The 24,923-nt window shown below is 56.9% G+C and carries 29 protein-coding genes; 16 read left to right on the top strand and 13 right to left on the bottom strand.

Annotation, left to right across the window (positions count from 1 at the left end):
* Positions 1 to 3 precede the first annotated feature (3 nt).
* The 14 genes from pqqD to psrA all read left to right on the top strand — a co-directional run bounded on the left by pqqD (position 4) and on the right by psrA (position 12,255).
* Positions 4 to 282 (top strand): pyrroloquinoline quinone biosynthesis peptide chaperone PqqD, encoded by a 279-nt coding sequence (gene pqqD / locus EPG66_RS02555; RefSeq protein WP_010245072.1) that lies wholly within the window; start codon positions 4 to 6, stop codon positions 280 to 282.
* Positions 245 to 1,411 (top strand): pyrroloquinoline quinone biosynthesis protein PqqE, encoded by a 1,167-nt coding sequence (gene pqqE / locus EPG66_RS02550; RefSeq protein WP_161793189.1) that lies wholly within the window; start codon positions 245 to 247, stop codon positions 1,409 to 1,411. The genes pqqD and pqqE overlap by 38 nt, the downstream gene beginning before the upstream one ends.
* Positions 1,411 to 3,687 carry a pyrroloquinoline quinone biosynthesis protein PqqF gene (gene pqqF / locus EPG66_RS02545; RefSeq protein WP_182685887.1) on the top strand — a complete coding sequence of 759 codons (2,277 nt, stop codon included), beginning with the start codon at positions 1,411 to 1,413 and terminating at the stop codon, positions 3,685 to 3,687. The genes pqqE and pqqF overlap by 1 nt, the downstream gene beginning before the upstream one ends.
* 114 nt (positions 3,688 to 3,801) lie before the next feature.
* Positions 3,802 to 4,386, top strand: coding sequence for a YceI family protein (locus tag EPG66_RS02540; protein ID WP_182685885.1), 585 nt, complete (start codon positions 3,802 to 3,804; stop codon positions 4,384 to 4,386).
* 458 nt (positions 4,387 to 4,844) lie between these two features.
* Positions 4,845 to 5,825, top strand: a complete 981-nt coding sequence (locus EPG66_RS02535; RefSeq protein ID WP_039392028.1) for a 6-phosphofructokinase — start codon at positions 4,845 to 4,847, stop codon at positions 5,823 to 5,825.
* Between the two features lie 10 nt (positions 5,826 to 5,835).
* Entirely contained in the window at positions 5,836 to 6,150 is a 315-nt protein-coding gene (locus EPG66_RS02530) for a PTS sugar transporter subunit IIB (protein WP_010245062.1), read from the top strand.
* The gene (locus EPG66_RS02525; protein ID WP_008925155.1) at positions 6,143 to 7,510 is read left to right on the top strand and encodes a PTS sugar transporter subunit IIC; all 1,368 of its coding nucleotides are present in this window, start codon (positions 6,143 to 6,145) and stop codon (positions 7,508 to 7,510) included. Before EPG66_RS02530 ends, EPG66_RS02525 begins: the two co-directional genes overlap by 8 nt.
* A complete protein-coding gene (locus EPG66_RS02520; RefSeq protein WP_010245055.1) occupies positions 7,497 to 8,339 on the top strand; it encodes a class II fructose-bisphosphate aldolase in 843 nt (280 codons plus the stop codon). The genes EPG66_RS02525 and EPG66_RS02520 overlap by 14 nt, the downstream gene beginning before the upstream one ends.
* Before the next feature lie 95 nt (positions 8,340 to 8,434).
* On the top strand, positions 8,435 to 8,704 hold the full coding sequence (locus EPG66_RS02515) for a hypothetical protein (RefSeq protein ID WP_182685883.1): 270 nt from the start codon (positions 8,435 to 8,437) through the stop codon (positions 8,702 to 8,704).
* Positions 8,705 to 8,713: 9 nt separating this feature from the next.
* Positions 8,714 to 9,151 (top strand): PTS sugar transporter subunit IIA, encoded by a 438-nt coding sequence (locus EPG66_RS02510; protein WP_031592905.1) that lies wholly within the window; start codon positions 8,714 to 8,716, stop codon positions 9,149 to 9,151.
* Positions 9,148 to 9,771, top strand: a complete 624-nt coding sequence (locus EPG66_RS02505; protein ID WP_083068062.1) for a P-loop nucleotide/nucleoside kinase family protein — start codon at positions 9,148 to 9,150, stop codon at positions 9,769 to 9,771. The genes EPG66_RS02510 and EPG66_RS02505 overlap by 4 nt, the downstream gene beginning before the upstream one ends.
* Positions 9,740 to 10,192: a thiol-disulfide oxidoreductase DCC family protein gene (locus EPG66_RS02500; protein ID WP_083068061.1), complete on the top strand. Its 453-nt coding sequence runs from the start codon at positions 9,740 to 9,742 to the stop codon at positions 10,190 to 10,192. Before EPG66_RS02505 ends, EPG66_RS02500 begins: the two co-directional genes overlap by 32 nt.
* 463 nt (positions 10,193 to 10,655) lie before the next feature.
* Positions 10,656 to 10,997, top strand: coding sequence for a hypothetical protein (locus tag EPG66_RS02495; RefSeq protein WP_182685881.1), 342 nt, complete (start codon positions 10,656 to 10,658; stop codon positions 10,995 to 10,997).
* Positions 10,998 to 11,355: 358 nt separating this feature from the next.
* Entirely contained in the window at positions 11,356 to 12,255 is a 900-nt protein-coding gene (psrA, locus tag EPG66_RS02490; protein WP_182685879.1) for an L-proline-binding transcription factor PsrA, read from the top strand.
* On the opposite strand, the gene EPG66_RS02485 is transcribed toward psrA, so the two are convergent.
* The 5 genes from EPG66_RS02485 to EPG66_RS02465 form a co-directional block, all read right to left on the bottom strand.
* Positions 12,230 to 13,039 (bottom strand): substrate-binding domain-containing protein, encoded by an 810-nt coding sequence (locus tag EPG66_RS02485; RefSeq protein ID WP_039386700.1) that lies wholly within the window; start codon positions 13,037 to 13,039, stop codon positions 12,230 to 12,232. The two genes, psrA and EPG66_RS02485, sit on opposite strands and share 26 nt — an antisense overlap.
* A 10-nt stretch (positions 13,040 to 13,049) precedes the next feature.
* Positions 13,050 to 14,354 (bottom strand): MFS transporter, encoded by a 1,305-nt coding sequence (tcuC, locus tag EPG66_RS02480; RefSeq protein ID WP_039386697.1) that lies wholly within the window; start codon positions 14,352 to 14,354, stop codon positions 13,050 to 13,052.
* A gap of 326 nt (positions 14,355 to 14,680) precedes the next feature.
* The gene (locus EPG66_RS02475) at positions 14,681 to 15,391 is read right to left on the bottom strand and encodes an ArsR/SmtB family transcription factor (protein ID WP_069026258.1); all 711 of its coding nucleotides are present in this window, start codon (positions 15,389 to 15,391) and stop codon (positions 14,681 to 14,683) included.
* Positions 15,369 to 15,779 carry an amino acid-binding protein gene (locus tag EPG66_RS02470; protein WP_039386689.1) on the bottom strand — a complete coding sequence of 137 codons (411 nt, stop codon included), beginning with the start codon at positions 15,777 to 15,779 and terminating at the stop codon, positions 15,369 to 15,371. Before EPG66_RS02470 ends, EPG66_RS02475 begins: the two co-directional genes overlap by 23 nt.
* 1 nt (position 15,780) lies before the next feature.
* On the bottom strand, positions 15,781 to 16,095 hold the full coding sequence (locus EPG66_RS02465; protein WP_069026260.1) for an antibiotic biosynthesis monooxygenase family protein: 315 nt from the start codon (positions 16,093 to 16,095) through the stop codon (positions 15,781 to 15,783).
* Between the two features lie 125 nt (positions 16,096 to 16,220).
* On the opposite strand from EPG66_RS02465, the gene EPG66_RS02460 reads away from it, so the two are divergent.
* Complete coding sequence (locus tag EPG66_RS02460; protein ID WP_182685877.1) at positions 16,221 to 17,114, top strand: dihydrodipicolinate synthase family protein; 894 nt, start codon at positions 16,221 to 16,223, stop codon at positions 17,112 to 17,114.
* Between the two features lie 19 nt (positions 17,115 to 17,133).
* On the opposite strand, the gene EPG66_RS02455 is transcribed toward EPG66_RS02460, so the two are convergent.
* The 3 genes from EPG66_RS02455 to EPG66_RS02445 form a co-directional block, all read right to left on the bottom strand.
* Positions 17,134 to 17,628 (bottom strand): P-loop nucleotide/nucleoside kinase family protein, encoded by a 495-nt coding sequence (locus EPG66_RS02455; protein ID WP_109650339.1) that lies wholly within the window; start codon positions 17,626 to 17,628, stop codon positions 17,134 to 17,136.
* 322 nt (positions 17,629 to 17,950) lie between these two features.
* Entirely contained in the window at positions 17,951 to 18,190 is a 240-nt protein-coding gene (locus tag EPG66_RS02450) for a hypothetical protein (RefSeq protein ID WP_069026263.1), read from the bottom strand.
* A 265-nt stretch (positions 18,191 to 18,455) separates the two neighbouring features.
* Positions 18,456 to 18,785, bottom strand: coding sequence for a cupin domain-containing protein (locus EPG66_RS02445; protein WP_010245017.1), 330 nt, complete (start codon positions 18,783 to 18,785; stop codon positions 18,456 to 18,458).
* A 139-nt stretch (positions 18,786 to 18,924) separates the two neighbouring features.
* On the opposite strand from EPG66_RS02445, the gene EPG66_RS02440 reads away from it, so the two are divergent.
* The gene (locus tag EPG66_RS02440) at positions 18,925 to 19,563 is read left to right on the top strand and encodes an RpiB/LacA/LacB family sugar-phosphate isomerase (RefSeq protein ID WP_003853539.1); all 639 of its coding nucleotides are present in this window, start codon (positions 18,925 to 18,927) and stop codon (positions 19,561 to 19,563) included.
* 71 nt (positions 19,564 to 19,634) lie between these two features.
* On the opposite strand, the gene EPG66_RS02435 is transcribed toward EPG66_RS02440, so the two are convergent.
* From EPG66_RS02435 to EPG66_RS02415, 5 genes are read right to left on the bottom strand one after another with little or no spacing between them, the layout of a single operon-like run.
* Positions 19,635 to 20,399 (bottom strand): ABC transporter ATP-binding protein, encoded by a 765-nt coding sequence (locus EPG66_RS02435; protein WP_083068051.1) that lies wholly within the window; start codon positions 20,397 to 20,399, stop codon positions 19,635 to 19,637.
* A 9-nt stretch (positions 20,400 to 20,408) separates the two neighbouring features.
* The gene (locus EPG66_RS02430; RefSeq protein ID WP_182686031.1) at positions 20,409 to 21,275 is read right to left on the bottom strand and encodes an ATP-binding cassette domain-containing protein; all 867 of its coding nucleotides are present in this window, start codon (positions 21,273 to 21,275) and stop codon (positions 20,409 to 20,411) included.
* The gene (locus tag EPG66_RS02425; RefSeq protein WP_010245003.1) at positions 21,247 to 22,152 is read right to left on the bottom strand and encodes an ABC transporter permease; all 906 of its coding nucleotides are present in this window, start codon (positions 22,150 to 22,152) and stop codon (positions 21,247 to 21,249) included. Before EPG66_RS02425 ends, EPG66_RS02430 begins: the two co-directional genes overlap by 29 nt.
* A complete protein-coding gene (locus tag EPG66_RS02420) occupies positions 22,149 to 23,180 on the bottom strand; it encodes an ABC transporter permease (RefSeq protein ID WP_182685875.1) in 1,032 nt (343 codons plus the stop codon). The genes EPG66_RS02425 and EPG66_RS02420 overlap by 4 nt, the downstream gene beginning before the upstream one ends.
* Complete coding sequence (locus EPG66_RS02415) at positions 23,177 to 24,763, bottom strand: ABC transporter substrate-binding protein (protein ID WP_235765140.1); 1,587 nt, start codon at positions 24,761 to 24,763, stop codon at positions 23,177 to 23,179. Before EPG66_RS02415 ends, EPG66_RS02420 begins: the two co-directional genes overlap by 4 nt.
* Positions 24,764 to 24,923 lie beyond the last annotated feature (160 nt).

Here is a 24,923-nt window from a genome sequence, read left to right as displayed (position 1 = left end):
CAGATGAATGAAAACTCGATTGCCGCGTTTCGTCGCGGCTACCGCATGCAGTGGGAAGCCGCCCAGGATACCCATGTGGTGCTCTATCCCGAAGGCATGGCGAAGCTGAACGAAACCGCCGCTGCCATCCTTGAGCTGGTGGATGGCAAGCAGGATATCGCCGCGATTATCGCAACGCTGGATAGCCGTTTTCCGGAAGCGGGCGGCGTGGGTGCAGACGTTTTAGAGTTCCTGCAATCAGCCTATGAACAGAAGTGGATACAGTTCCGTGACCCCGCATAAACCTGACGTGAATCCGCCGCTCTGGCTGCTGGCTGAGCTGACCTATCGCTGTCCGCTGCAGTGTCCCTACTGCTCCAACCCGCTGGATTTCGCCCAGCAGGAGAAGGAGCTGACCACCGAACAGTGGATTGAGGTGTTTCGTCAGGCGCGGGCGATGGGCAGCGTGCAGCTCGGATTCTCCGGCGGTGAGCCGCTGGTCCGTAAAGATCTGCCGGAGCTGATCAAAGCGGCGCGCGATCTCGGCTTCTACACCAACCTGATCACCTCGGGCATCGGCCTGACGGAGAAGAAGCTGGATGCGTTCAGCGAGGCGGGTCTGGATCATATCCAGATCAGCTTCCAGGCAAGTGACGAAACCCTGAATGCGGCGCTGGCCGGTTCGAAAAAAGCGTTTCAGCAGAAGCTGGAGATGGCGAAAGCGGTGAAAGCCCACGGCTATCCGATGGTGCTGAACTTTGTTCTGCATCGCCATAACATCGACCAGATCGACAGGATTATCGATCTCTGCATTGAGCTGGAAGCGGATGACGTGGAACTGGCGACCTGTCAGTTCTACGGCTGGGCGCAGCTTAACCGGGAAGGCCTGCTGCCCACCCGCGAGCAAATCGCCCGCGCAGAGGCGGTGGTGAAAACCTACCGCGAGCGGATGAGCACCACCGGCAATCTGACCAATCTGCTGTTTGTGACGCCAGACTACTACGAAGAGCGCCCTAAACCCTGCATGGGTGGCTGGGGTGCCATCTTCCTTAGCGTTACGCCAGAGGGCACCGCGCTGCCGTGTCACAGTGCGCGTCAGCTCCCGGTAGAATTTCCTTCAGTGCTGACGCAAAGTCTGGACGATATCTGGTATAACTCATTCGGCTTCAACCGTTATCGCGGTTTTGACTGGATGCCAGAGCCATGCCGCTCCTGTGATGAGAAAGAGAAAGATTTTGGCGGCTGTCGCTGTCAGGCCTACATGCTGACCGGCAATGCCGACAACACCGATCCGGTCTGCAGCAAATCACCGCATCACGGCAAAATCCTTGACGCCCGGCGTGAGGCGGATTGCAGCGACATTAAAATTGGTCAGCTGCAGTTCCGTAACCGCAGCAACTCACAACTGATCTATAAAACACGGAACCTCTGATGAAAACGCGTTGCCTGGAGATAAACGGTCTGACGGTTGAACTGGTGCATCAGCCCGATGCCAGCCAGGCCGCCGCCCTGATTCAGGTGGGCGCGGGGAGTCACGACGAGCCAGATCGCTGGCCCGGACTGGCGCATCTGCTGGAACATCTGCTGTTCACCGGCAGCACCGGCTGGCCTGATGAGGGCCGGTTGATGAGCTGGATTCAGACGCAGGGTGGCAGGGTTAACGCCACCACGCTGGCCCGGCGCAGCGCGTTCTTTTTTGAGGTTACGCCGTCGCTGCTGGCTGAAGGGCTGGCGCGGCTGCAGGATATGGTCTGCCATCCGCTGCTTGATAATCAGGCGATCGGCCAGGAAGTGGCGGTGATTGATGCGGAATATCAGCTATTGCAGCGTCATCAGCCGTCACGCATTGAAGCGGCACTGCTGCACGCCGCCGCGTCACCTGCGGAATTCCACCGGTTCCATATTGGCAGCCGGGCGAGTTTTGGCGACGAGCTCTCTGCACTACAGCGGGCGCTGCGCCAGTTCCACCAGCGCTACTACTTCGCCAGCAATATGCGGCTCTGGCTGCAGGGGCCACACTCACTGGATGAGCTTGAACAGCTGGCGCGTAACGTTGCTGCCGCGCTGCCCTCCGGTCAGTGGCGACAGGATCTGCCACCGCCGCAGCTGACCAGCGATACCTGCTGGCAGCTGGCAGAGACCGCACCTAGGGCGCTATGGCGCAGCTGGATACTGGATAACAGTGACGGTGTCACGTTATGGCGTGAATTTCTGCTGGATGAAGCACCCGGATCGCTGCTGGCTACCCTGCGTGAGCAGGGGCTGGCGGAGTCGCTGGAGCTGAAGTGGATCTATCAGGCGGGAGGCGCGCTCTGGCTGGCGCTGGGCGTTGAAACGCATCAACCTGAAACCGTTAATGTTTTGATCGACAGTTATCTGGATGCTCTGCGCCAGACGAATGCGCCACAACATCAACACTATCACCAGCTGGCGCAGCAGCGATTCGTGACGCTGTCACCGATGGAGCAGTTACGCCAGCGCGCAATCGGCTTTGCACCGGATGAAGCCGTGCCTGCGTTACAGCCGCTGCTGGCGCGTCTCACCGACGCGCCGGGCACGCTGCTGTTCTGCACGTCGCACCCGGCTGAGGAAACCCTTCAGACGCAGGGATTCAGCCTGGCGCTGACCGCCTGGCAACCAGCCCCGTCTGAGGCGCTACCAGCGGCCGATTTCAATTTCTATCCGTTCGACACCGCCTTAACATCTGAGCCGCTGCCCGCACAGGCGGTGGCATTGCCGCATTTTCAGCCTGACGACCTGCAGGCGACGCTGATCCTGCGACCAGAGTTCTGGTCAACGTTCACCGAAGCGGCAGGCGAAGCGCTGGGGCGGCGGTTACGTCCGCTGTTTGCCGCGTTGCGTCATCAGGGCGGCAACGGCAGCTGGCAGGAAGTGGAGGGCGTGTGGCAACTGACGCTACAACTGACGTCCGATGAGGCGGTGGCTGACCGGGCGCTGAGCCAGATCGTCGCCGCACTGACGCTGCCGGTTGAGGCGGCGCAGCCTTCTTCGGGGGAAAGCATCGCGATCCGTGCACTGCTGCGGCAGTTACCCTGGCAGCTGGCCGCCACCATTACGCCACATTGCTGGCGGGCGGCGCTGAAAGGCGGCAACGCGGCACTGCATTCATTAATTGCCCGGCGGCTTAGCGCACTGTCGCTGCCGGTTAACCCTGACACGCCGCCAAAGCGCATGACGACGCAAACCGGTATGACGCGCCTGCCACACGGCAGCGCGGACAATGCTCTGCTGCTGTTTATCCCGCTGCATCGTCCTGAACAGCTGGCGGCGCTTCGCGCGCTGGCGCTGATCTATGAGCCGCGCTTTTTCCAGCGCTATCGCGTTGAGCAGCCTATCGGTTATGTGGTCAGCAGCCGCTATATGCGCTGTGCCGATGAAGATGGGGTGCTGTTTGCGCTGCAGTCGCCCGATTACAGCGCGCTGTCACTGCTGCGCTACTGCCGCAACTTCCTGCGGTCACTGAACGAGACGCTGGCGGGTTACGATCTGGCGGCACTGAAAGCGCGTCTTCTGAGCCGGGAAGTGGATCAGCCACTGGCGTGCTTACGCGCTGACAATGGCCTGGCAGAACCGGATGCGGCGCAGATTGAGGCGCTGACACTTGCGGATCTGCAACAGCTTCACCGCACGCTGATTCAGGATCGCCGCCGCTGGCGGGTGCTGTTCACCGGCGGCGAGAATCTGTAGTACCCGGTATAAAGTTGCTGAATTTATTTGAAAATTACCGACAAATCTCTTCACTGTCTATTCCGGGCGAACTGGACCACACTCAATTCACTTTGTCCGCATAAGGAATTGACCGTGAAAAACTTCAAACGTATTGCACTGCCCCTGTTAGCCGCTGCCACCCTTTACGCCCCGTTGTCTCAGGCTGAGGCGATGCACTACCAGCTGAATCCTGAGCATACGTCGGTGATTGTTGTCTGGAACCACTTCGGCTTCTCAAACCCTACCGCTGATATCCCTGATGCAACCGGTAACCTGGTGTTTGATAAAGATCATCCAGAGGCATCACGCGTTGACGTGACCCTGCCAGTCAGCAAAATCGACAGCCACGTGGCTGCGCTGACCAAAGAATTCAAAGGCGCTGAGTACTTCGACACCGCTAAATATCCGACTGCGACCTTCCACAGCACCAAAGTGGTGGCAAAGGGCGACAACAAATTTGATGTTGAAGGCAACCTGACCCTGAAAGGGATCACCAAACCGGTTACGCTACACGCGACGCTGAACAAGCAGGGCGAGCATCCGATGGTGAAAAAGCAGGCGATTGGTTTTGATGCCACCGGCACCATCAAGCGTTCGGACTTTAAGCTGGACAAATATGTCCCAGCGGTAAGCGACGAGGTCACCCTGACTTTGTCTACTGAAGCCTACGCGAAGTAAGCTTTTTGGGGCGTAGCAGCTTGCTGCTACGTCTCTTATTCGTTTTTACCGCGCCTTCTTCCCCTCTGAAATCTATTCTGCCCGCCTGTTTATCTGCCATAAAATAATCCGGATAGCTCCTCATCAACTATTTTCTGAACGCTTTATCTGGCCCGGAACCGGGAAAAATGAGGCGAAAGTCACAAATTTGCAACAGCACGGAATAAGCCACTCTGTGCCGCTGTGTGGCGAAATAAAATTCAGATGCCTTCTGAGCTAACTAATTGATTTATATCGTTTCGCTCTAATCGGCTTTCCCGCAAATAGTGTGATTTTGATCTCATAAACCGCCGTTCAGACACCCCTGTCAATAACTCCGCCCAAAAAATACCGCTCGTAACTGTGATCTCCTCTGCAAATAGCAACCCAACTTACCGGAAGAATGGCCCTCAGCAGATTAAGTCCGCGAGGTGAGGGAAATGCGAATTGGAATGGTGATCAGTGGCGGTGATGTGACCGGCATTAATAATTTTGTCTTTCAGTTAGGGAGACTGGCGCAGGCGGAGATGGTGATATTTGACGGCGGCATTCCCGGCCTGCTGGCAAATAACCATCGTGACATCAGCCAGCGTGACCTGCTCGACTTTTCCATCGCCCCGATTCCGGTTATGCAATCGGGACGCACGCAAAAGAAACTGGTGCGCAGCGAATATGAATGTATTGCCCGCCAGCTGAAAAGCGCCCGGATTGACGTATTAATCATGGCGGGCGGTGACGGGTCGCTGCAATTTCTCCATACCTTGTCGGAGTCTGGCGTGAATTGTTTCGGCGTCGGCATGACTATCGATAATGATGTCTTCGGCAGTGATTACACCCTGGGTTTTTCCACCGCCTGCGAGCAGGTATTAAAAGAGGTCGCGAAACTGCGCAATACCGGACGCGCCTTACCAGGCCGGGTATTTATGCTGGAGTTACTCGGCGGCTACTGCGGCGAATTAACCCTGCAGTCGGCGATTAAATCCAATGCGGACATTGCGCTAATTCCGGAGTGCCAGATCCCGCTGCCACAACTGGCGCAGCGCATCACCCAGCGACTGGCAGAGCAGAACAGCGTGATCATTCTCTGTTCAGAAGGCTACACCCGCGAATATTCGCCCGGTTTTCAGGGGGCTATCGACACCTTAATCAAACAGCTTGAGCCACTTATTGGCGTGCGCGTCCGTAAAACTATCCTCGGTTACGGGCTGCGGAATGGTGATCCCACCTGCGAAGAGATTTATCAGGGCACCATTATGGCCAGTGAAGTAGTGCGTTGTATTCAGTCAGGTATGCGGAATAAAGCGGTCATTATCAACGGCAGCAATAAACCGATTCCGATTGATTTAATAAGCATGCAAAAACGCCTGGTCGATATTGACGGGCACCATTACAAACTCGCTAAACAACTCAATATATTGTGAGGAGAAAACCATGCTGAAAATATTATGTGTCTGTGGTTGTGGCTTAGGATCCAGTTTTGCGATTGAGATGAGCGCAAAAGCAGTTTTAAAAAAACTGGAGATTGAGGCCGATATCGATCACACCACCATTTCAGAAGCAAATGCCTTTAAGTCGGACATGATTCTGACGCAAAAAGCCTTTGCCGATGTGTTAAATGCCGACGCCAGTCCGGAACAGATTAAGCGGGTCATTATTCTTAACCGGCTCACCGATAAAGCGGAAATAGAGCAGAAGATCCTGGCCTTTTTAAAAGAACGCAACGTAAAGGTCGCCGCCCATGAATAGTGTGATCGACTTCCTGGTAAAAGATCTGCTGGGGCAGGCGTCGATTCTGATCGCCTTTATTGCCCTGATCGGTCTGCTGCTGCAAAAGAAATCGGCAGGCAAGGTGGTGGAAGGCACCTTTAAAACCCTGCTCGGTTTTTTAATTATGATGGCGGGTATCAATATTATTGTGGGAACGCTGACGTTCCTCAATACCATTTTTACCCACGGCTTTGGCATGCGCGGCTATATCACCGACGTCGCCGCCATTGCCGGGCTGGCTAACCGTGAGCTGGGATCTGAAGTCGCTCTGACGCTGCTGGTGATCTTTATCGTCAATATCATCATCGCGCGACTGACGCCCTTTAAGTACATCTTCCTGACCGGCCAGGCCCTGCTGTGGATGGCGACGATTGGCGCGGTGATTGGCTACAAAGCGGGGCTGACCGGTCTGCCGCTGATCCTGACCGGCGGCATCTTTGGCGGGATCATGGCCGTGGTGATGCCTGCGCTGGCGCAGCCGGTGGTACGACGCATTACCGATTCGGACGACGTTGCCCTGGGTCACTTCTGCACCATTGGTTATCTGGTCACGGCGGCGGTCGCCAAAGTGGTCGGCAAAGGATCGCGATCCACCGAAGATCTGAAGCTGCCCGATAACTTCAAGTTTCTGCAGGATACCTATCTGTCGATGGCGCTGGTGATGGTGCCGATGTATCTGATCCCCGCCGTGGCGGCCGGTCCGGCGTTCATCGCCCAGTACAGCAACGGCATGAACTACCTGATGTACGCCTTTATGCAGTCGATTCAGTTCGTGGCCGGGGTCTTCGTGCTCTACAGCGGCGTCCGCCTGCTGCTTAACGAGCTGGTGCCTGCCTTCCGTGGTATCGCCATGCGTGTTGTGCCGGATGCCAAACCGGCGCTGGACTGCCCGGTGATGTTTCCCTATGCCCCGAACGCGGTGATTGTTGGCTTTCTCGCCACCACGCTCGGTTCAATTGTCGGCATGCTCGTCTTCCCGATGTTTGGTCTGGCGATGATCCTGCCTGGCCTGCTGACCAACTTCTTTGCCGGTGGCACCGCCGGGGTATTTGGTAATGCCATGGGCGGACGGCGCGGCGCGATGATCGGCGGCTTCGTCCACGGCCTCTTTATCACCATTCTGCCCGCCATCCTGGTGCCGATGCTGGAGAGCTATGGCTTCACCGGTGTGACCTTCAGTGACTCTGACGTTATCAGTACCGGCCTGGTGCTCGGCCACGCCTTCCAGAATAACTGGCTGTTCGTTGCCCTGTTTATTGCCTTTGTTACCGCGCTTGCCTGGTTTGTTAATGGCAAATCCACAAAACCTCAAGAGGAAAAAATCCATGAAACTTTATAACTTCGCCGATCTGTTACAGCTGGCTAAACAGCGCGACTTTAAAGCGGTGGGTTCTTTTAATCTTCACTGCCTGGAGATGCTGCCCGCCTATTTTAAAGCGGCAGAGAAAACCAATAGTCCGTTAATGATTCAGATTTCCACCGGTACGGCGAAATATCTCGGTCATAAATTACTGGTCGATGCGATTAAATCGCTGTCAGAGAGCAAAAATGTCCCGACCTGTCTGCATCTCGATCACTGTTCCGATTTAGCGGCGATTCAGACCGCGATTGATGCCGGATTCAGTTCCGTGATGTATGACGGGTCACATCTGTCGATAGAAGAGAATATTGCCAATACCCGCCGGGTGATTGATATGGCGCGTCCGCACAATGTTTCGGTAGAAGCGGAGCTGGGCGCGATTGGCGGTTCGGAAGATGGTAAATGCGTGGAAATGGAGGCGATTGCGTTTACGCCAGTAGAAGATGCGCGCCGCTTTGTTGAAGAGACCGGCGTCGATATGCTGGCGATCTCCATTGGCACCGTGCATGGGCTTTACACCGGTAAAGCGCATATTCAGCATCAGCGACTGGCAGATATCACGGCGGCAACCCACACGCCGCTGGTGCTGCACGGCGGCACCGGCGTCAGCGATGAAGATATGCGGCTGGCGGTCAGCAGCGGTATTGAGAAGGTCAATGTCGGCACCGAAATGAACGTTCAGTGGGTGGCGCAGTGTAAATCGACCTTTGAAAAAGGCAAGGTCAATGACAGCGTGCGTAATTTCCTCGTGCCGGCAAATGATGCGGTAACCAGTGTGCTGGTAGAGAAGATGCAGTTATTCCGGTAATCGCCCGTTTCGCCATCACCGGCTTATTGCGTCAAACCTTTTATAATTACCTATTAATCTGAGCCACCCCGACATGCTACGGGGCAGGAGAGCCTATGTTTGGATTCTTAAAAAAGTCTCCGGCTGTGGAACAACCCAGCGAGCAGCAGCAGGATCATCTGGCGGAATTAAGTCGCGAGAAAATAACGCAACTGGAGCAGCAGCTGACTATTAATCCGCGTGATGGCGAAACGCAAAAACAATTAATGCTGGAATATAACCGGGCATTAAGCTTATTTGCGAAAAGCCGTCGCTATCGCAATGAAATTGATGCGCTGTTTGTCAAAATCGATGAATTACGCAATGTGGTTCGCCAGTCGATTTAAGGAGAGCTGATGACGATTAAGCAGTTATTGCAAGAGGCAAACGCTATTCAGATTGGTATCGACGCCACGGACTGGCGTCAGGTTATCGCGCTGGCTGCCGAACCCCTGGTCAGTGGCGGCTATCTCGATGCCTCTTATCCTGATGCGGTAATCGCCAATACGCTGGCCCATGGCGCTTACTACGTGTTTGAGGAGGGGATCGCCATTCCCCATGCGCGACCGGAAGCGGGGGTGATCCGTGACTGTTTCAGTATGATTCTGCTGAATGAACCGATCTCGTTTGAGGGCAGTGATAAAGCGGACATTGTCATCATGTTTGGTGCGCGTGACAGCAATGCCCATATCGAAGAGGGGATCCGCGCGATTGTGTCGCTGCTGGAAGATGAGGAAACGCTGGTCAGATTACGTCAGGCCAGCAGCATCGCGGAGGTCATTGATATTTTATGACGCTAAAAACACCGTTAAAACGCGTGGTGCTGGTTAATGGCATTCCGGCTTCGGGTAAAAGCACCCTGACGCACGCGCTGTCACAACATTTTAGCTGGCCGGTGCTGACGCTCGATAGCCTGAAAGAACCCTTTATGCACGTTTTTGCGCCGGTCGATCGCCAGCGTAACCGGCAACTGGGCTGCGCGGCCTATCAGGCGATCTGGAACATCGTCGCGCAGGCTCCCGCCAGTCAGGTCTGGCTGATCGACGCCTGGTTTGGGTTCCAGCCCCGCACGCTGCTGGAGCAGGGACTGAAACAGGCGGGCGTGGAGGAGGCGCTGGAGCTGTGGCTGAAGATTGAACCGGAAGCGGCGGTGGCGCGCTACCAGGCGCGGCTGTCGCAGCGGCTACCAGGCCATCCGGGGGCTGAATATCTTCCTGAACTGCGCCAGCTGGCGCAACAGGCCACTCCGATGACGCTGGGCCCGGTGTATGAGGTCGATGCCTGCGCCCAGGATCACGCTGCCGTCATTCACTGGCTGCAGCAGCAACTGACCAGAACCCGCTACACTTCAGTTCATCATCAGAGGAGTGAGGAGTTGCAGGATGTCGTCGCCCCCTTATCTGCAAACCGGTGAAAGCGCCGTGCTCTATGACGGTGTCTGTAAGCTGTGCAACGGCTGGGTTCAGTTCCTGCTGCGTCACCATCTGGCGCGGCAGGTCCGTTTTGCCTCGGTGCAGAGCGAGCAGGGTAAAGCGCTGCTGCGCTGGGCCGGACTGCCGGAAGAGAACATCAGCACCATTGTCTACATTGCCGATAATCAGCACTGGCTGCGGGCGCAGGCGGTGTTCCGCGTGATGCAGCACCTGCCGGCACCCTGGCGCGGGCTGGCGGTGCTGCGCCACTTTCCCGACGCGATCAGTAATTTTGCCTATGATCGCATCGCGTTAAACCGCTATAAGCTGTTTGGGCGTTACAGCACCCAGCACGCTATCCAACCCGATTATCCCGGACGTTTTCTGCATCAGGTTGAGCAGCCCGTTACGCCGGAAGGGTAAAACCGTCCGGCAGCGGCTGTTTTGAATCAGTGCTCGCCAGATAAACACGTCCTGAAACCTGTAACTATGAGTGAATACTCCCTGACTTTTTAGAATTATAGGCTGGATTCTTTTTGTTGTAATAACTGTGCAAACTGAAATTCGAATTAGATTCGCGAGTCAATTTTAATCGAATCGCAATGGGGGTTGGTTTAAAATGGTTATTGAGAAGTTAACATCAGGTTTGAAAAAATAATGGCTATGCGTGGGGGGTCTCTTTTTTTCACGTTTCCTGGTGTTTGATTTATTATTGATGGATACATTCTTTAGTTACATTTTCAATTAAATAAACTCTTTTATGCTTTTATTTAACATTTGATTTAATGAACGGATTGGTTTGATCTTCTTTTCTGTGAGTGTTATAAAAAATAAGCAGCGCTGTTCATTAAGACTTCAGGATAAATTTTAACTTGAGGGTTTTAAAATGGAATTTTTATATGAAGAGCATCTAAAAATAGTTGCAGGTGCAAGTGGTGCATATGATCCAGCTTATGCTGGTGCTGGTGCCCGTCAAAGCCAGCATGGCTATGGTGGACAGGCAAATGGTTTTGTAGGTACACAATCAAACTGTCTGGATTTAGGGTCTGTCATCAGAGATAACCCATGTGCAACAGGTATTGTCGCGGGTATTATCGTGGGTTCAGGCTCCTGGGCAGGCATAGCAAAAAGTGTCGCCGCAGGGGCATTAACTGGACAATGCTTTTCGGGCGGTAATGGTAATGGCGGCGGATCGGGGAATAACTATGGCGGACAATGCACGTGGTAGGGAAAAGAGGGTAAAAAACGCCTGTATTATGCCTGGGATATTATCAGCTGGTGTCCTGTTAACATCAGTGAACATATTCCCTCAGGATGGATGGCTGGGTTTTCTGCCGTGTGGAATTGCAAAGTTTTTTGTGATTTTATTTTGTTCTTATGGAGGGGTTTCAATTCTGAAAGACCTGGTTCTCTATTTGATGTCAGGTTCACAGGAGTGAGTATCACCCGCACAGGCTCGCTTCGGCGGGCCTTTTTCAATAAAGCTAAAATGGAATCTCTTTGTCTTAATCTATTTTAACAACTTCGCTACAAAATTCGCGTATCCTGAAGGCTGGCTAAATCACCAATAGTTTATAAGAGGGGCTATGCCGGTTAATTTCGATCTCAACGATCTCTATGCGTTTCGCGCGCTGGTGGAGTTTGGCAATTTTCGCCTGGCGGCGGAATCGATCTGTCTCTCACAGTCGGCGCTGAGCCGCCGGATAGATAAGCTGGAAACCTCGCTGGGGATCAAACTGTTTGAGCGTACCACGCGCCGCGTCACGCTGACGCTGAAGGGGCATGCGTTTGCTCAGCGCTCGGATAAGTTGCTGGCTGATTTTGAAGAGGTCATGGCCGATCTCAGTGAGGTGAGCTTAGCCCGTACTGGACTGATTACCGTGGCCTGCGTGCCGTCAGCCGCCTACTACTTTATGCCCAACATCATCCGGCTGTTTCAGGCGCGCTATCCCCGCGTACGAGTCAAACTGATCGACAGCAGTGCGGCTAACGTTTATGACGCGGTGATTGGCGGTCAGGCCGACTTTGGCATCAGTTTTTCCAGCAGTTCGCAGCCGGATGTGCATTTCCAGCCGCTGATGGATGATCCCTATGTGGCGGCCTGTCGGCGTGACCATCCGATAGCCGGCAAAAAGAGTCTGAGCTGGCAGGCGTTTTATCAGTATGAGTGGGTCGGGCTGGATAAAACCTCCGGCAATCGCAACCTGCTGGATCAGGCGCTGCAGGCGATCATGCCGGAGAAACCCTGTATCTGTGAAACCCGGCACGTTACCACCATGCTGGGGATGGTTGAGGCGGGGCTGGGCATTGCGGCCGTCCCCGCCATGTCGATGCCTGGCTACGATCACGCCCTGCTGATGGCGGTGCCGTTGACCGAGCCGCAGGTGAAACGCACCGTGGGTCTGCTACGTAAAAATGGCCGGACGCTGTCGCACATTGCGGGCGAACTGGAGAACCTGATTATTGAACAGTATCAGCGGCTTTAACCGGTTTTGACGCTTTCACGGTGTGCAGTCCGCTGGCGTGCACCGCCTGTTGTGCCTCAGAAGAGGCGAGCCAGCGCAGCAGCTTAGCCGCCTCATCCGGCTGCGCTGACTTGCGCACCACGGCACCGGCGAAGCGGGTGGTGTATTGCAGCTTGTCCGGCAGTTCGCCAATAAAAGTTACGCCCGGTACCGGCAGCAGCTCACTGACCTGCTGAAAGCCGATAGCGTATTTACCGGCCGCGACCTCTGATGCCACCGGGATGCGCTCAACCTTCACCGCTTTCGCCTTAACCTGATCCTCAATGCCCAGGCGGCTGAACAGCTGGCTGCTGACATATTTACCGCTGGCGCTGTCGGAATAGGCGATAGAGCTGGCGTTCAGCAGAGCAGTTCGCAGCGCGCTTTCGCTGCCGATCTTAACCGGTGTGGCACCCTGTTTGATCACCGCGCCGATGCGGGAGTCCGCCAGTTCAACCCGTGAACCCGGCAGCGTCTTGCCCTGCTTTTGCAGATCGCTTAACGCATCGCCGACCATAATCACCACATCGGCCGGTTCACCGCGCGCCAGTCGTGCCGGAATGGCCTGCGGGGTTTTACCCATAGATGGACCGGCGACGGTGTTGATAGTGATCCCTTCACGCTGGGCGAAGCGGGGCGAGAGCGTATCCCACGCTGCTTTAAACCCACCGGAGATCATCACCGTCAGCTCTTTTGCCTGCGCCGTGGCGCTGCCCGCCACGCTGAACAGCAGAGCAGCGTACAGCGACATCGTTTTCAGTTTCATTTTACGTTCCTCAGCTAACGGTTTCATGGACAGGCGATACGGCACTGCGGGTGCGACGATAGAGATAAAGTGTTGCCCCCAGGGCGCAGACTGCGGCAAAACTCATCCAGTAGCCTGGCGAAGCTTTATCGCCGGTCAGCTCAATCAGGCCGGTTGACATCACAGGGGTAAAGCCACCAAACAGCGCAGTTGCCAGGCTATAGGCCAGCGAGAAGCCCGCCACACGCACTTCCGCTGGCATGATTTCGGTCAGCGCCGGGATCATCGCGCCGTTGTAGAGACCATAGATCATTGACAGCCACAGCAGCACGCCCAGCATCATCGAGAAGCCCGGTGCGGCGGCCAGCATGCTCAGGGCCGGATAGGTGGTGACAATCGCCAGCAGGGTCATGGCAACCAGCACAGGCTTACGGCCAAAACGATCGGAGATCGCGCCGCCAATCGGCAGCCAGATAAAGTTCGATACCGCTACCAGCAGCGTCACCAGCAGGCTGTCAGAGGCGCTGAGCAGCAGGACTTTCTTGCCAAAGGTCGGCGCGTAAACCGTAATCAGGTAAAACGCAGTCGTGGTCATTGCTACCATCAGCATCCCGGCAATCACCACCTGCCAGTTGGCGAGCAGGATGCGGAACACCTGCTTCACATCGGGATGGCTGCGACGGTTGTTGAATTCCTGGGTCTCTTCCAGCTTGCGACGCAGCAGGAAGATAAACGGCACAATCAGGCAGCCAAACAGGAACGGAATGCGCCAGCCCCATTCACGGATGGCGCTCTCTTCCAGCACCGCGTTGAGGATAAAGCCCATCGCCGCCGCCACCATAATCGCGACCTGCTGACTACCCGACTGCCAGCTGGTGTAGAAGCCCTTGCGGCCCGGTGTGGCGATCTCTGCCAGATAGACCGACACGCCGCCCAGCTCTGCACCGGCGGAGAAGCCCTGCAGCAACCGACCGATCAGCACCAGCAGCGGCGCCCACAGACCAATACTCTGGTAAGAGGGGATCAGCACGATCATAAAGGTGCCGGCCGCCATGATGGAGAGCGTAACGATCAGCCCTTTACGACGGCCAACCTTATCGATGTACGCCCCCAGCACTACCGCGCCAATCGGGCGCATCAGGAACCCTGCGCCAAACACGGCAAAGGTCATCATCAGTGAGGCGAACTCACTGCTGGCCGGGAAAAAGGTATGGGCGATATAGGTGGCATAGAAACCGAACAGGAAGAAGTCGAACTGTTCGAGAAAGTTGCCTGAGGTAACACGGAATATTGCGCCAATCCTGGCGCGGTGAGTCATGGGTGAGGTTGTCTGCATCAGTAACTCCAGTAAGGTATGACGCTTTTTGCCGCGCCTGTCACTGAAGAGTGGATCAGCGCCCGGCGCTAAATAAGTGCAAAAAGGGCATCGATTAATGTGCCAGTCGCATGATTGCCAGGCGTTATCACTTAAAGTCTTTCGTATTCAACAGGTTAAGTGGCGAGATGATTTTTTTGTGCCTGTTAGTGGGTCTGAGAGGAGTTTGCGGAAATGTGACAGATTTCATAAGCGTGTTGCAGGTGAACAGGCGGAATCTGGCTTGTCTGAGGCCATCAGCGCAGAGTCTGGCGGCAAAAAGGGTTCAGTACGCAGGCAGCAAGGCGTCAGGGAAAGGTTATGCCAAAAATCTGACGTAAATGTTGGACGCCCGCCACGGTAAACACCACTTCACGGTAGCCAGGCTGCCGGGTTAGCCAGCCTTGCGTTTCAAAGGCACTCAGCAGCGCTGCACCCGCGTAGCCGCCGAGATGGAACCGGCGCTCACTCCAGTCGAGACAGCCACAGCAGGCTCTGCGGCGTCCGGGCTGCGACAGATCAATCTGCAACGCCGCAAACTGCTGCAGACCCAACAGGGTGACAGCGCTGCCTTCCGGCGTGATCCAGCCCTGTTGCGCCATTACGGCATAAATCTGCACCGCAATATCACCGGCCAGATGGTCGTAACAGGTGCGGGCGGTGCGAAGCGATGTTGGGGTGGTGCTCACCGGCGCGGCAATCCGTCGCCACGATACGCCCATCATGTTCTCAATCAGCGCAGCGATGTCACTGCCGGTCAGTCGGTAATAACGGTGACGCCCCTGCGCCACGCAGACGATCAAGCCGCTGTTGATCAACCGGTTCAGATGGGCGCTGGCGGTTGAGGGCGCCACGTCGGTGACGGCACTGAGTTCGGTGGCGGTCCAGGCGCGTCCATCCATCAGCGCGGACAGCATCTTCACCCGTGACGCATCGGCCATTGCGGCGGCGACGCCCACAATCGCATTCTCAAGTGCTTCGCTATCGTCAGGTGCGTTATGCGGTTGTGGTGTTGCCATCAGATAAGCGTGCCCATTCTGTGGTCAGCCCGGCGGCTGATCGATTGTTATCGGTGATCAGGATCAGCTGGTTAGCGTGATCGCTGTATTGCACCAGTATGTTGATTCCGGCATCGGCAAGGCGTGCAGTGATCGCCCCCAGCTCGCCGGGACGCTTTTGCGGTAACCTGCGTATAAGCGGGACGTTAACCGCCTCGACGGCGATACCCCCGGCTTCCAGCACGGCCCGCGCCCGTTCGCCTTCCTCGACCAGAAAATGAGCGTGGCTCTGTTCACCAAAGGAGAACAGGCCGCCGCCTTCCAGTCCAATCCCATGACGGCCCAGCAGCGTGGTGAGCCGGGAAAGTGTGCCTGGACTATTTTGCAGGATGACATGAATATCGAACATGTTAATTTACTCCCTGTTGTGAGGCATATTCTCTGACCAGCGTGACGATGCGAAGACGGTAACAGGCAAAAAGGGTCTCGCGGCCTTCACGCTGTGCGGCCTGGTGACAGAGGTTGCGCTTCCAGGCCAGCACCGATTCTTCATCACGCCACCAGGAGAGCGAGAGAATTTTTTTCTCATCGGTCAGGCTTTGAAAGCGCTCAAGAGAGATAAACCCGCTGTTTTGCATCAGCAGCGGTTTAAGGTCGGCAGCCAGTTGCAGGTAACGCATCTGGTGTTCGGGTCGGGCTTCGGCTTCAAATAGTACGGCAATCATCGCTATCCTCCTTTGGGTGATAGCGCAAAAATAGCGGGCGGGGCGAGTTGATGCTTCGGCCGGTAACGAAATATGGCTGCAGGGGCGACCTCAGGCCGGTGCAATCTCGTAATGGAGCAGATGATATGTTCAGCGGACTCAGTGCGTTCCCCCTTACTCCCTTTGCGGCAGGCAAGCCCGATGAGGCGGCTTTTTTGCGGCTGCTGCGCAGGCTGACTGATGCAAAAGTCGATTCCCTTGGCGTGCTGGGGTCCACCGGCAGCTACGCCTATCTCACCCGCGCGCAGCGCAGGCGCATCGCTGAACTGGCGGTGGAATATGCAGAAGCGACTCCGGTGATGATCTGCATTGGTGCGGTGGGCACTGACGAGGTGCTGGCGCTGGCGGAGGACGCGCAGCAGGCGGGCGCGGCTGCCTTACTGCTGCCGCCGCTGGGTTATCAGGCGTTGAATGAAGATGAGGTGTTCACGCTTTTCGAGACCGTGACGCGACACGCCTCGGTGCCAGTCTGTATCTATGACAACCCCGGTACCACCCATTTTACGTTTTCCGATGCGCTGCTGAGCCGGATCGCCACACTTTCCGGTGTCGGGTCAGTGAAAATTCCTGGGGTACCGGCAGGTCAATCTGCGGCTAACGATCGCCTCGCTCAACTGCGCGGCACGCTGCCAGATGCCGTGTCGATTGGCGTCAGTGGCGATGCCTCAGCCGCCAACGGGCTGATTGCGGGCTGTGATGGCTGGTATTCGGTGTGCGGCGGGCTGTTTCCGCGCGTCGCAAAAGCGATGACCGAAGCGGCGGCGGCAGGTGACCATCAGAGCGTCAGAGCGCAGTCCGATCGCCTGCAGCCGTTATGGGCGCTGTTCCGCCAGTATGGCGGCAGTTTCCGGGTGATCAGCGCCGCGGCGGGGCTGCTGGGACTGACCGAACGCGACTGTCTGCCGCGCCCGCTGTTACCGCTCTCTGCGGCGGACTGCCAGCAGATTGCTGACGTGCTCGCGGCACTCGACCTCTCCTGAGATCCCACGCCAGAAGGCATTAACCGTGGCGCACCAGGTTAAAGCCTTCTTCCTCCTGCGGCGCTTCGAAATAGCGGGTAATCAGCGCGAACTGCTCGTCCGTTGCGGCAAAGGCGTGTTCGCCGTCCTGATTGCGGGCGTGCAGACGCGATTTACACAGCGCATCCGGTACGTCCAGATAATGCAGGCGGTGGTCGGCAGAGGATGCCTTAATCACCGACATCATCCAGTCGCGATTCGCCCGGGTGTTGGCAGGAAAATCGAGCACCACCGACACGCCTGCGTTAAGCAGCGCGACCAGATGAGGCGTCATCGCCTTTCTGAGTTTTGCTGCATGGCGCACGTAATCGGCCACTGACTGCATCTCGTCCTTATAGAGCGCGGCGAGCCACTGATCCTCGCTGATCACCACGCAACCGGGGGCGGCGCTCAGCTCAGCCGCCAGCGTCGATTTCCCGGAGGCAATTTTTCCACACAGCAGATGCAGCGTGGCGGGGGCAAAGGTCATGGTCATATCACTCCTGTGTCAGCCTGATAGTGAACCGCGCGCATTACGCGAAGGGAAGGTAAAGCGATTCTCGCCGAGGCGGGATTCAGGCTAACAAAACAGGGGAGAGATAAGCAATGAGAAGCAGGAAGTTGCTGATGAGTAAAACCCGGATTTACCGCGCGTAACAGTCTCTGCTGCTGCGGGCGTTAATGCATTCAGAAAAAACCGCGGCTTTCGCTGGGCACGTTGACACGCCTGAACGGGGAAGTGCGCTCAGGCGTAGCGTGGGATATCAGATACGCTTTCAGAAAGGGGTGAATCTGCGCTGAACAGCTGGCAACTGACATCATTTTTGTGCCATCAGCAACGTCAGCAGTTCGCGGCAGCATGCCTCTTCTTCTGCACTGTCTGCGGATGCCAGATGGCGCAGCAGTTCCATACAGCTTTTTTCCTTGCCCGCTTCCAGTAACTCTTCGATCAGAAAGTTGAGTTTGTCCTGTTCAGACACGGCAAAGGATGAACTAAACTCATTTTTGACCGGGAAACTGTGATTCACCGGCAACGTGAGGGTGTTTTGCATTGGCATAGTATTGTCCTGTTTCGGGTTAAAAAATGTTCGGCGGTTGCTATTAAACTTATACAACGATCCGGAATTTGTACAGAAATCTGCCCGATTGATTTTCAGGACGAAGCTAAGCGCAGCGCGGTTGCGGCGTAAATGTCAGCTAATCATTAAGTTAGCGGAAGATGGAATTTCAGAAAAATTCTGCGGGCCTGAAGCAGGATGCGGAGACGGGAAAACCAGGTCAGTCATGCGTCAGTTCAACAGGCGGCCCACCGGGCCGCATGCATTATTTAGCGGTCAGGAAATCTTCGCGCTGCGGTGTAAACGTATCCAGTAAGGTGCCCGCCTCAAGACAGACACAGCCATGAACCACATTGGGCGCTTTGTAGAGCGTATCTCCTGCGCCCACCTCACGCGTTTCACCATTGATGGTGAAGGCAAAACGTCCGCTCAGCACGTAGGTCAGCTGCTCGTGGGGATGGTGATGCAGCGGGCCGACAGCCTCTTTCTCGAAAATCACTTCTACCGCCATCATGGTGCCACCGTACGCCAGCACGCGGCGGGTCACGCCGTTGCCCAGATCTTCCAGTGGTCGCTCTTTATGGTAGATAAACATCGCAATCCTCCTGCGGTTGCCCCTGCTGCGGTGACCGTTTTGTGATGGATCTCACAGCGCTCGGGTGAATTAGTTTATGCACTTTAGTGGTTTTTCACTAAAATGAAACGGTGTTTCAATTAATTTATAAGGGTAGATCATGAAAATCGCGTTAATGATGGAAAACAGCCAGGCCGCTAAAAACGTTACCGTGCTGAAAGAACTGGAAGGCGTCGCACAGCCACTGGGCCATCAGGTCTTCAACGTCGGTATGAGCGATGAGCAGGATCACCACCTGACCTATATTCACCTCGGCATTCAGGCCAGCGTGTTGCTCAACAGCCAGGCCGTGGATTTCGTGGTCGCGGGCTGCGGCACCGGGCAGGGCGCGCTGATGTCGCTTAATATCCATCCGGGCGTCGTCTGCGGCTACTGTATCGATCCGGCGGATGCCTACCTGTTTGCCCAGATCAACAACGGTAATGCCTTATCTCTGCCGTTCGCCAAAGGCTTTGGCTGGGGCGCTGAACTTAACCTGCGCTTTATCTTTGAAAAAGCCTTCACCGGCGAGAAGGGCAATGGTTATCCCCCAGAGCGTAAAGAGCCGCAGGTGCGTAACGCCGGTCTGCTGAATCAGGTTAAAGCTGCCGTGATTAAAGAGAACTACCTCGACACGCTGCGCGCCATCGACCCTGAGCTGGTGCGTACTGCCGTTAGTGGCCCACGCTTCCAGCAGTGTCTGTTTGAGCATGGCAAAAATCAGGAAATCGTCGCCTTTGTGCGTCAGCTGACCCACTAACGCATCCGGGGTTATAAGGCCGGTCTGACCGGCCTTTTTTTATCCTCTCTTTATCCGACGTCAGCTGAATGTCAGCTCTGCTGCGCCAGCGCCGGATTGTAATGACGACTCGCCTCTACCAGCATCCGGGTATAGGGCATCGCGGCCCGGTCGGCCACCAGCGTCGGCACATCCAGCGTCTCCAGCACCTTGCCCTGCTGCATAACCGCCACACGATGGCAGAGGTGCGCCACCACGCCGAGATCGTGCGTCACCATCAGATAGGTCAGGTTCTCCTGCTGCTGCAGATCGCTGAGCAGATTGAGGATCTCCGCCTGCACCGAAACATCCAGCGCGGAGGTCGGCTCATCCAGCAGCAGCACGCGCGGCTCTAAAATCAGCGCCCGGGCAATCGCCACGCGCTGACGCTGACCACCGGAAAGCTGGTGCGGATAACGCGTCTGCCAGGCGCGATTCAGCCCGACCTTATCCAGCATTGCCACGACGCGCTGCTGGCGCTGCCCGATACCCTGAATCTGTAATGGCTCTTCAAGGATATCGCCCAGCGTGTGACGCGGATGCAGCGAGCCATAAGGGTCCTGAAACACCATCTGCACCTGACGGCAGCGCGCCCGATCGATGCGGTGCGCCAGCGGCTGGCCATCAATGGTCAGCTCTCCCTGCCAGTGATTAAACAGGCCCGCCAGACACTTCAGCACCGTAGTCTTGCCCGAACCTGACTCACCGACCAGCCCGAAGATTTCACCCTGTTTAACCTGCAGGTTCACGTCGAACAGCACCTGATTACGGCGACCCTCTTCACCAAAACTCAGGTTGAGATTTTTCACCTCAATCATCGTAACTCCTCAGTCAGTTAGCCAGCTGGCGTGACGTTGTAACACCGGCAGACGCGTACGCCGCCGATCAAGGTCGGGCAGTGCTGCCAGCAGTCCCTGGGTGTAGGGATGCTGCGCGCGGTCAAGTTCGCTGGCGTCCAGCGACTCCACCACGCGTCCGGCATACATCACCAGCACCCGATCGCAGAAGCTGCGCACCAGATTGATATCGTGACTGATAAAAATCAGTCCCAGACCGCGCGCTTTCACCAGATCATCCAGCAGCGCCAGCACCTGCAGGCGAACCGAGACATCCAGCGCAGAGGTGGGCTCATCGGCAATCACCAGTTCCGGCTCGGTGATCAGCATCATGGCGATCATCACGCGCTGCCCCTGGCCGCCGGAAATCTCATGGGGATAGAGCTGATATACCCGTTCAGGATCGCGGATCTGCACCTCCTCCAGCATCGCCAGCGCCCGCTGACGTGCCGCCGATTTCTGGCCGCGATGGTGACTGCGCCAGGCTTCGGCAATCTGCTCGCCCACCCGGATCACCGGATTCAGCGAATATTTCGGGTCCTGCATAATCATTGAGATGTGTTTGCCACGAATGGCGCGCATCTCTGCCGGGCTGGCGTGCAACAGGTCGATATCGCCAAACTGCATCCGGCTCGCCTCAATGCGCGCCTTAGCCGGATGCAGCTGCAGCAGGGCGCGACCCACGGTCGATTTACCGGAGCCGGACTCACCGACAATCGCCAGCTTCTCCTGACCGAGCTGAAAGGAGACGCCACGCACCGCCGGCGTAATCTGGCGTCCGTTAACAAAGTTCACGTGCAAATCGCGCACGTCGAGCAACGGCGAGGCGTTACTCACTGCGGGGATCGAGCAGGTCACGTAGGCCATCTCCTAAAAAGTTAAATGCCAGGCTGTTAATCAGGATCGCCAGACCGGGCACGGTCACCACCCACCAGCACTCCAGCATGTAGGTGCGGCCACTGGCAATCATCGCGCCCCATTCCGGATCCGGCGGCTGCGCGCCCAGCCCGAGAAACCCCAGCCCGGCGGCGGTGAGGATAATGCCTGCCATGTTCATGGTGATGCGGATAATCACCGACGGCAGGCAGAGCGGAATAATGTGCTTCCAGAGCACCCGCAGCGGCGACGCGCCCTGTAAGCGCACCGCCGAGATAAAGTCCGCCTGACGCAGCGACAGCGTTTCAGCGCGGGCCAGACGGGCAATGGGTGGCCAGGCGGTGAGCGTAATCGCGATCACCACATGCTCCAGTCCTGGCCCCAGCGCGGCAACAAAGGCCAGCGCCAGTACCAGGCTCGGGAAGGAGATAAAGATATCGGTGACACGCATCAGCACGCCGTCGACTTTGCCGCCAAAATAACCGGCGGTGACCCCCAGCAGCAGGCCCAGTGGCCCGACGGTGACCGACACCAGCAGCACGATGTAGAGCGTGATGCGTGCGCCCCACACCAGACGACTGAAGATATCCCGGCCAAACTCGTCGGTGCCGAACCAGTGGGCCGCGCCGGGGGGCGTCAGCGCATTATTCAGATCCTGAACCAGCGGGTGATACGGCGCGATCCAGGGCGCGAAAAGTGCCACGATGCAGAGCAGCAGCACAATGCCACCACCAATCGCGGTCAGGGGATTACAGGCCATGCGCCAGAGGAAATAGCCGCAGCGGGCAGCAAAACGCTGACAGCGCACCAGCCGCTCACGGGAATGACTCACAGATGCAGCGTCAAAAGAGATCGTCATACTTTGGTCCTCGGATCGAACACCTGATAGAGCAGGTCGGAGATCAGGTTAAGCAGCACAAAAATCAGACCCACCACCAGCACACAGCCCATCACCGCATTCATATCGCCCAGCATCAGGCTGCCGGTGAGGTAGGAGCCAAAGCCAGGCCAGGAGAAGACGGTTTCAATCAGCACCGCGCCCTCCAGCAGTGAGCCATAGGCCAGCGCCACCACGGTCAGCAGCTGCACCAGGATATTGCGGAAGGCGTGCTGCCAGATAACCTGCCATTCAGTCAGGCCTTTGACCCGCGCGGTCAGAATGAACTCCTGCGACAGCTGCGCGAGCATAAAACTGCGCGTCATGCGGCTGATATAGGCCATGGAGTGAAAGCCAAGCAGCGAGGCGGGCAGCACCAGATGATTCAGCGCATTCCAGAACACCTGGCTGTTGCCGGCCAGCAGGGCGTCAATCAGCATAAAGCCGGTGCGACGCGGCACGATGCCATCCAGGCTGAAGTCCACCCGACCTGCGCCGCCGACCCAGCCGAGATGGGCATAGAACAGCAGCAGGCCAATCATGCCGACCCAGAAGATTGGGGTGGAGTAACCGGCCAGGCTGAGCATCCGCACCACATAGTCAATGACGCTGTTGCGACGTGCCGCCGCCAGCACACCCAGCGGCACGCCCAGTCCTGCGCCAATCACAATCGCCAGCGTGGCCAGCTCTACGGTTGCCGGAAAGACGCGCACAATGTCATGCACCACCGGCTGACCGGTAAGCAGCGCATGGCCGAGATCGCCATGCAGCAGCGCGTTAAGGTAGATGCCAAACTGCACCCACAGCGGTTTATCAAAGCCGAGCTGGTGATAAACCTGCTGATAGGTGGCCTGATCGGCGTCGGGGCCGACAATCGCCAGCACCGGATCCAGCGGCATCACCCGGCCAATAAAAAAGGTCAGCAGCAGCAGGCTGAACAGGGTAATCACTACCTGCAGCGCGCGATGGCTGATGCGGCGGCACTGAGTTCGGGTCAGGGTCAGGATCATAAGGTGCCTCCCGCTTTGGCTTCAGGGGTTTTCCAGACATCGCGGAGGAAGGTGGTCGCTGAGGGATGCGGCTGATAAGCCTGCACCCGGTTGCTGACCACCACGGAGTCGAGCATTTGTGAAATCGGCATCAGTGCAGGCACCAGCTGGTCATAGCGCTGCTGGATGGCGTAATAGGCCTGCTGCTGGCGGGTTTTGTCGCGCTCCACCAGCGCCTGATCGATCATGGTGTTGAGCTGCGCGTCATAGAAACCGGTGCGCCAGCCCTGGAAGTTGGTCAGCCGGGCGCTGTCAGCATTATTCGGGTTATAGACCAGCGCGCGCAGGCTGGAGTGGGGATGCGGCTCCACGCCGCTGCCACCGCGCCCGACCAGCAGACTGAACTGGCGATCGCGCATCGCGCCATAGATCTGGTTACCGGTGCCGGTGATGATTTTTGCGCGGATCCCGCCCTGGAGCAGCGTGGACTGCACCGCGATGGCGATATTCAGAAAGGGCTGATCGGCCAGCACCCGCAGCGTGGTGTCGAAGCCGTCCGGATAACCCGCTTCAGCCAGCAGTGCGCGGGCGCGCGGCACATCGAGCCGGTAACCGGGATCGGGCAGCGTGGCGGGCATGCCAGCCTGAATCGGGCGCTGATGCAGCTCGCCATAGCCGGTCATCAGGCTTTTATTGATGCCCTGATAATCGACCAAATAGCGTACCGCCTCCCGCACTTTGATATTGTCGAAGTGCGGATCTTTCATGCTCATCGCCAGGTAGTAGATTGTTCCTTTTCTTACCGCATCAATGGTGAGGTCGGGGTCGTGCCGCAGGGCGCGCACGTCGGGGATCGCCATGTTACTGGCGATATCCAGATCGCCTTTCTCCATCATCAGCCGCAGGGTCTGCGACTCCTGCAGATGGCGGAACACCACCCGCGACATCTTCGCCTCGCCGCGCCAGTAATCAGTCGCACGGCTCATGCGCAGCACATCTTTTGCCTGCCATACATCCAGCCGGAACGGGCCGGAGCCCGCTTCATGGGTGGTGAGCCAGCGGTTGCCCCAGTCGCCATCCACCTCATGCTGCTGCACGGTTTTGCTGTCCAGCACCACCATGCTGCCCAGCGCCGCCAGCGAGTAGATCACCAGTTGCGGATCGTTAGGTCTGGGCAGGGTGATCACCAGCGTGTGGTCGTCGGGCGCGGTAATCATCTGGTCAACATTGTCGCGGCTGAAGCCGTACGATTTCCACACCGACGCCTGCGCCAGGTTCAGATGCAGCACCCGCCGCATCGACCAGACCGCATCGGCGCTGGTGAGCGGATTGCCCGAGTGAAATCTGACGTTGTCGCGCAGGTGAAAAGTCAGGGTGCGGTTATCCGGACTGACTGACCAGCGTTCCGCCAGCGCCGGGCGCACCTCGGTGAGTTGCTGCGGGTTCAGCTCGACCAAACCGTCATAGAGATTCACTACAATACCGACCACCTCGTTGCCGGTCATAGCGGCCGGATCCAGGGTGAGCAGGTTATTCATATTCATGCCGACGATCAGCTGGTCATCCGGGGTCTTTGCCTGGATTGACGCGCTGCCCGTCAGCATCAGCAGCGTGATCAGCCACGCGCCACATCGTTGTGTCAGGGTCATAGGTAAAGTCCAGCAGGTCAGAGGTTTTCCCGTTTACGACTCTGCCTGCTGCTGGCCAACGGGATGGCAGGCAGCAGGCGGGCGACGGGGTTATTATTGTTTGCCGTACTTCGGT

This window comes from Pantoea pleuroti, from assembly GCF_014156615.1.
GTDB lineage: Bacteria > Pseudomonadota > Gammaproteobacteria > Enterobacterales > Enterobacteriaceae > Pantoea > Pantoea agglomerans.
This window is presented reverse-complemented; position numbering and strand designations above follow the sequence as displayed.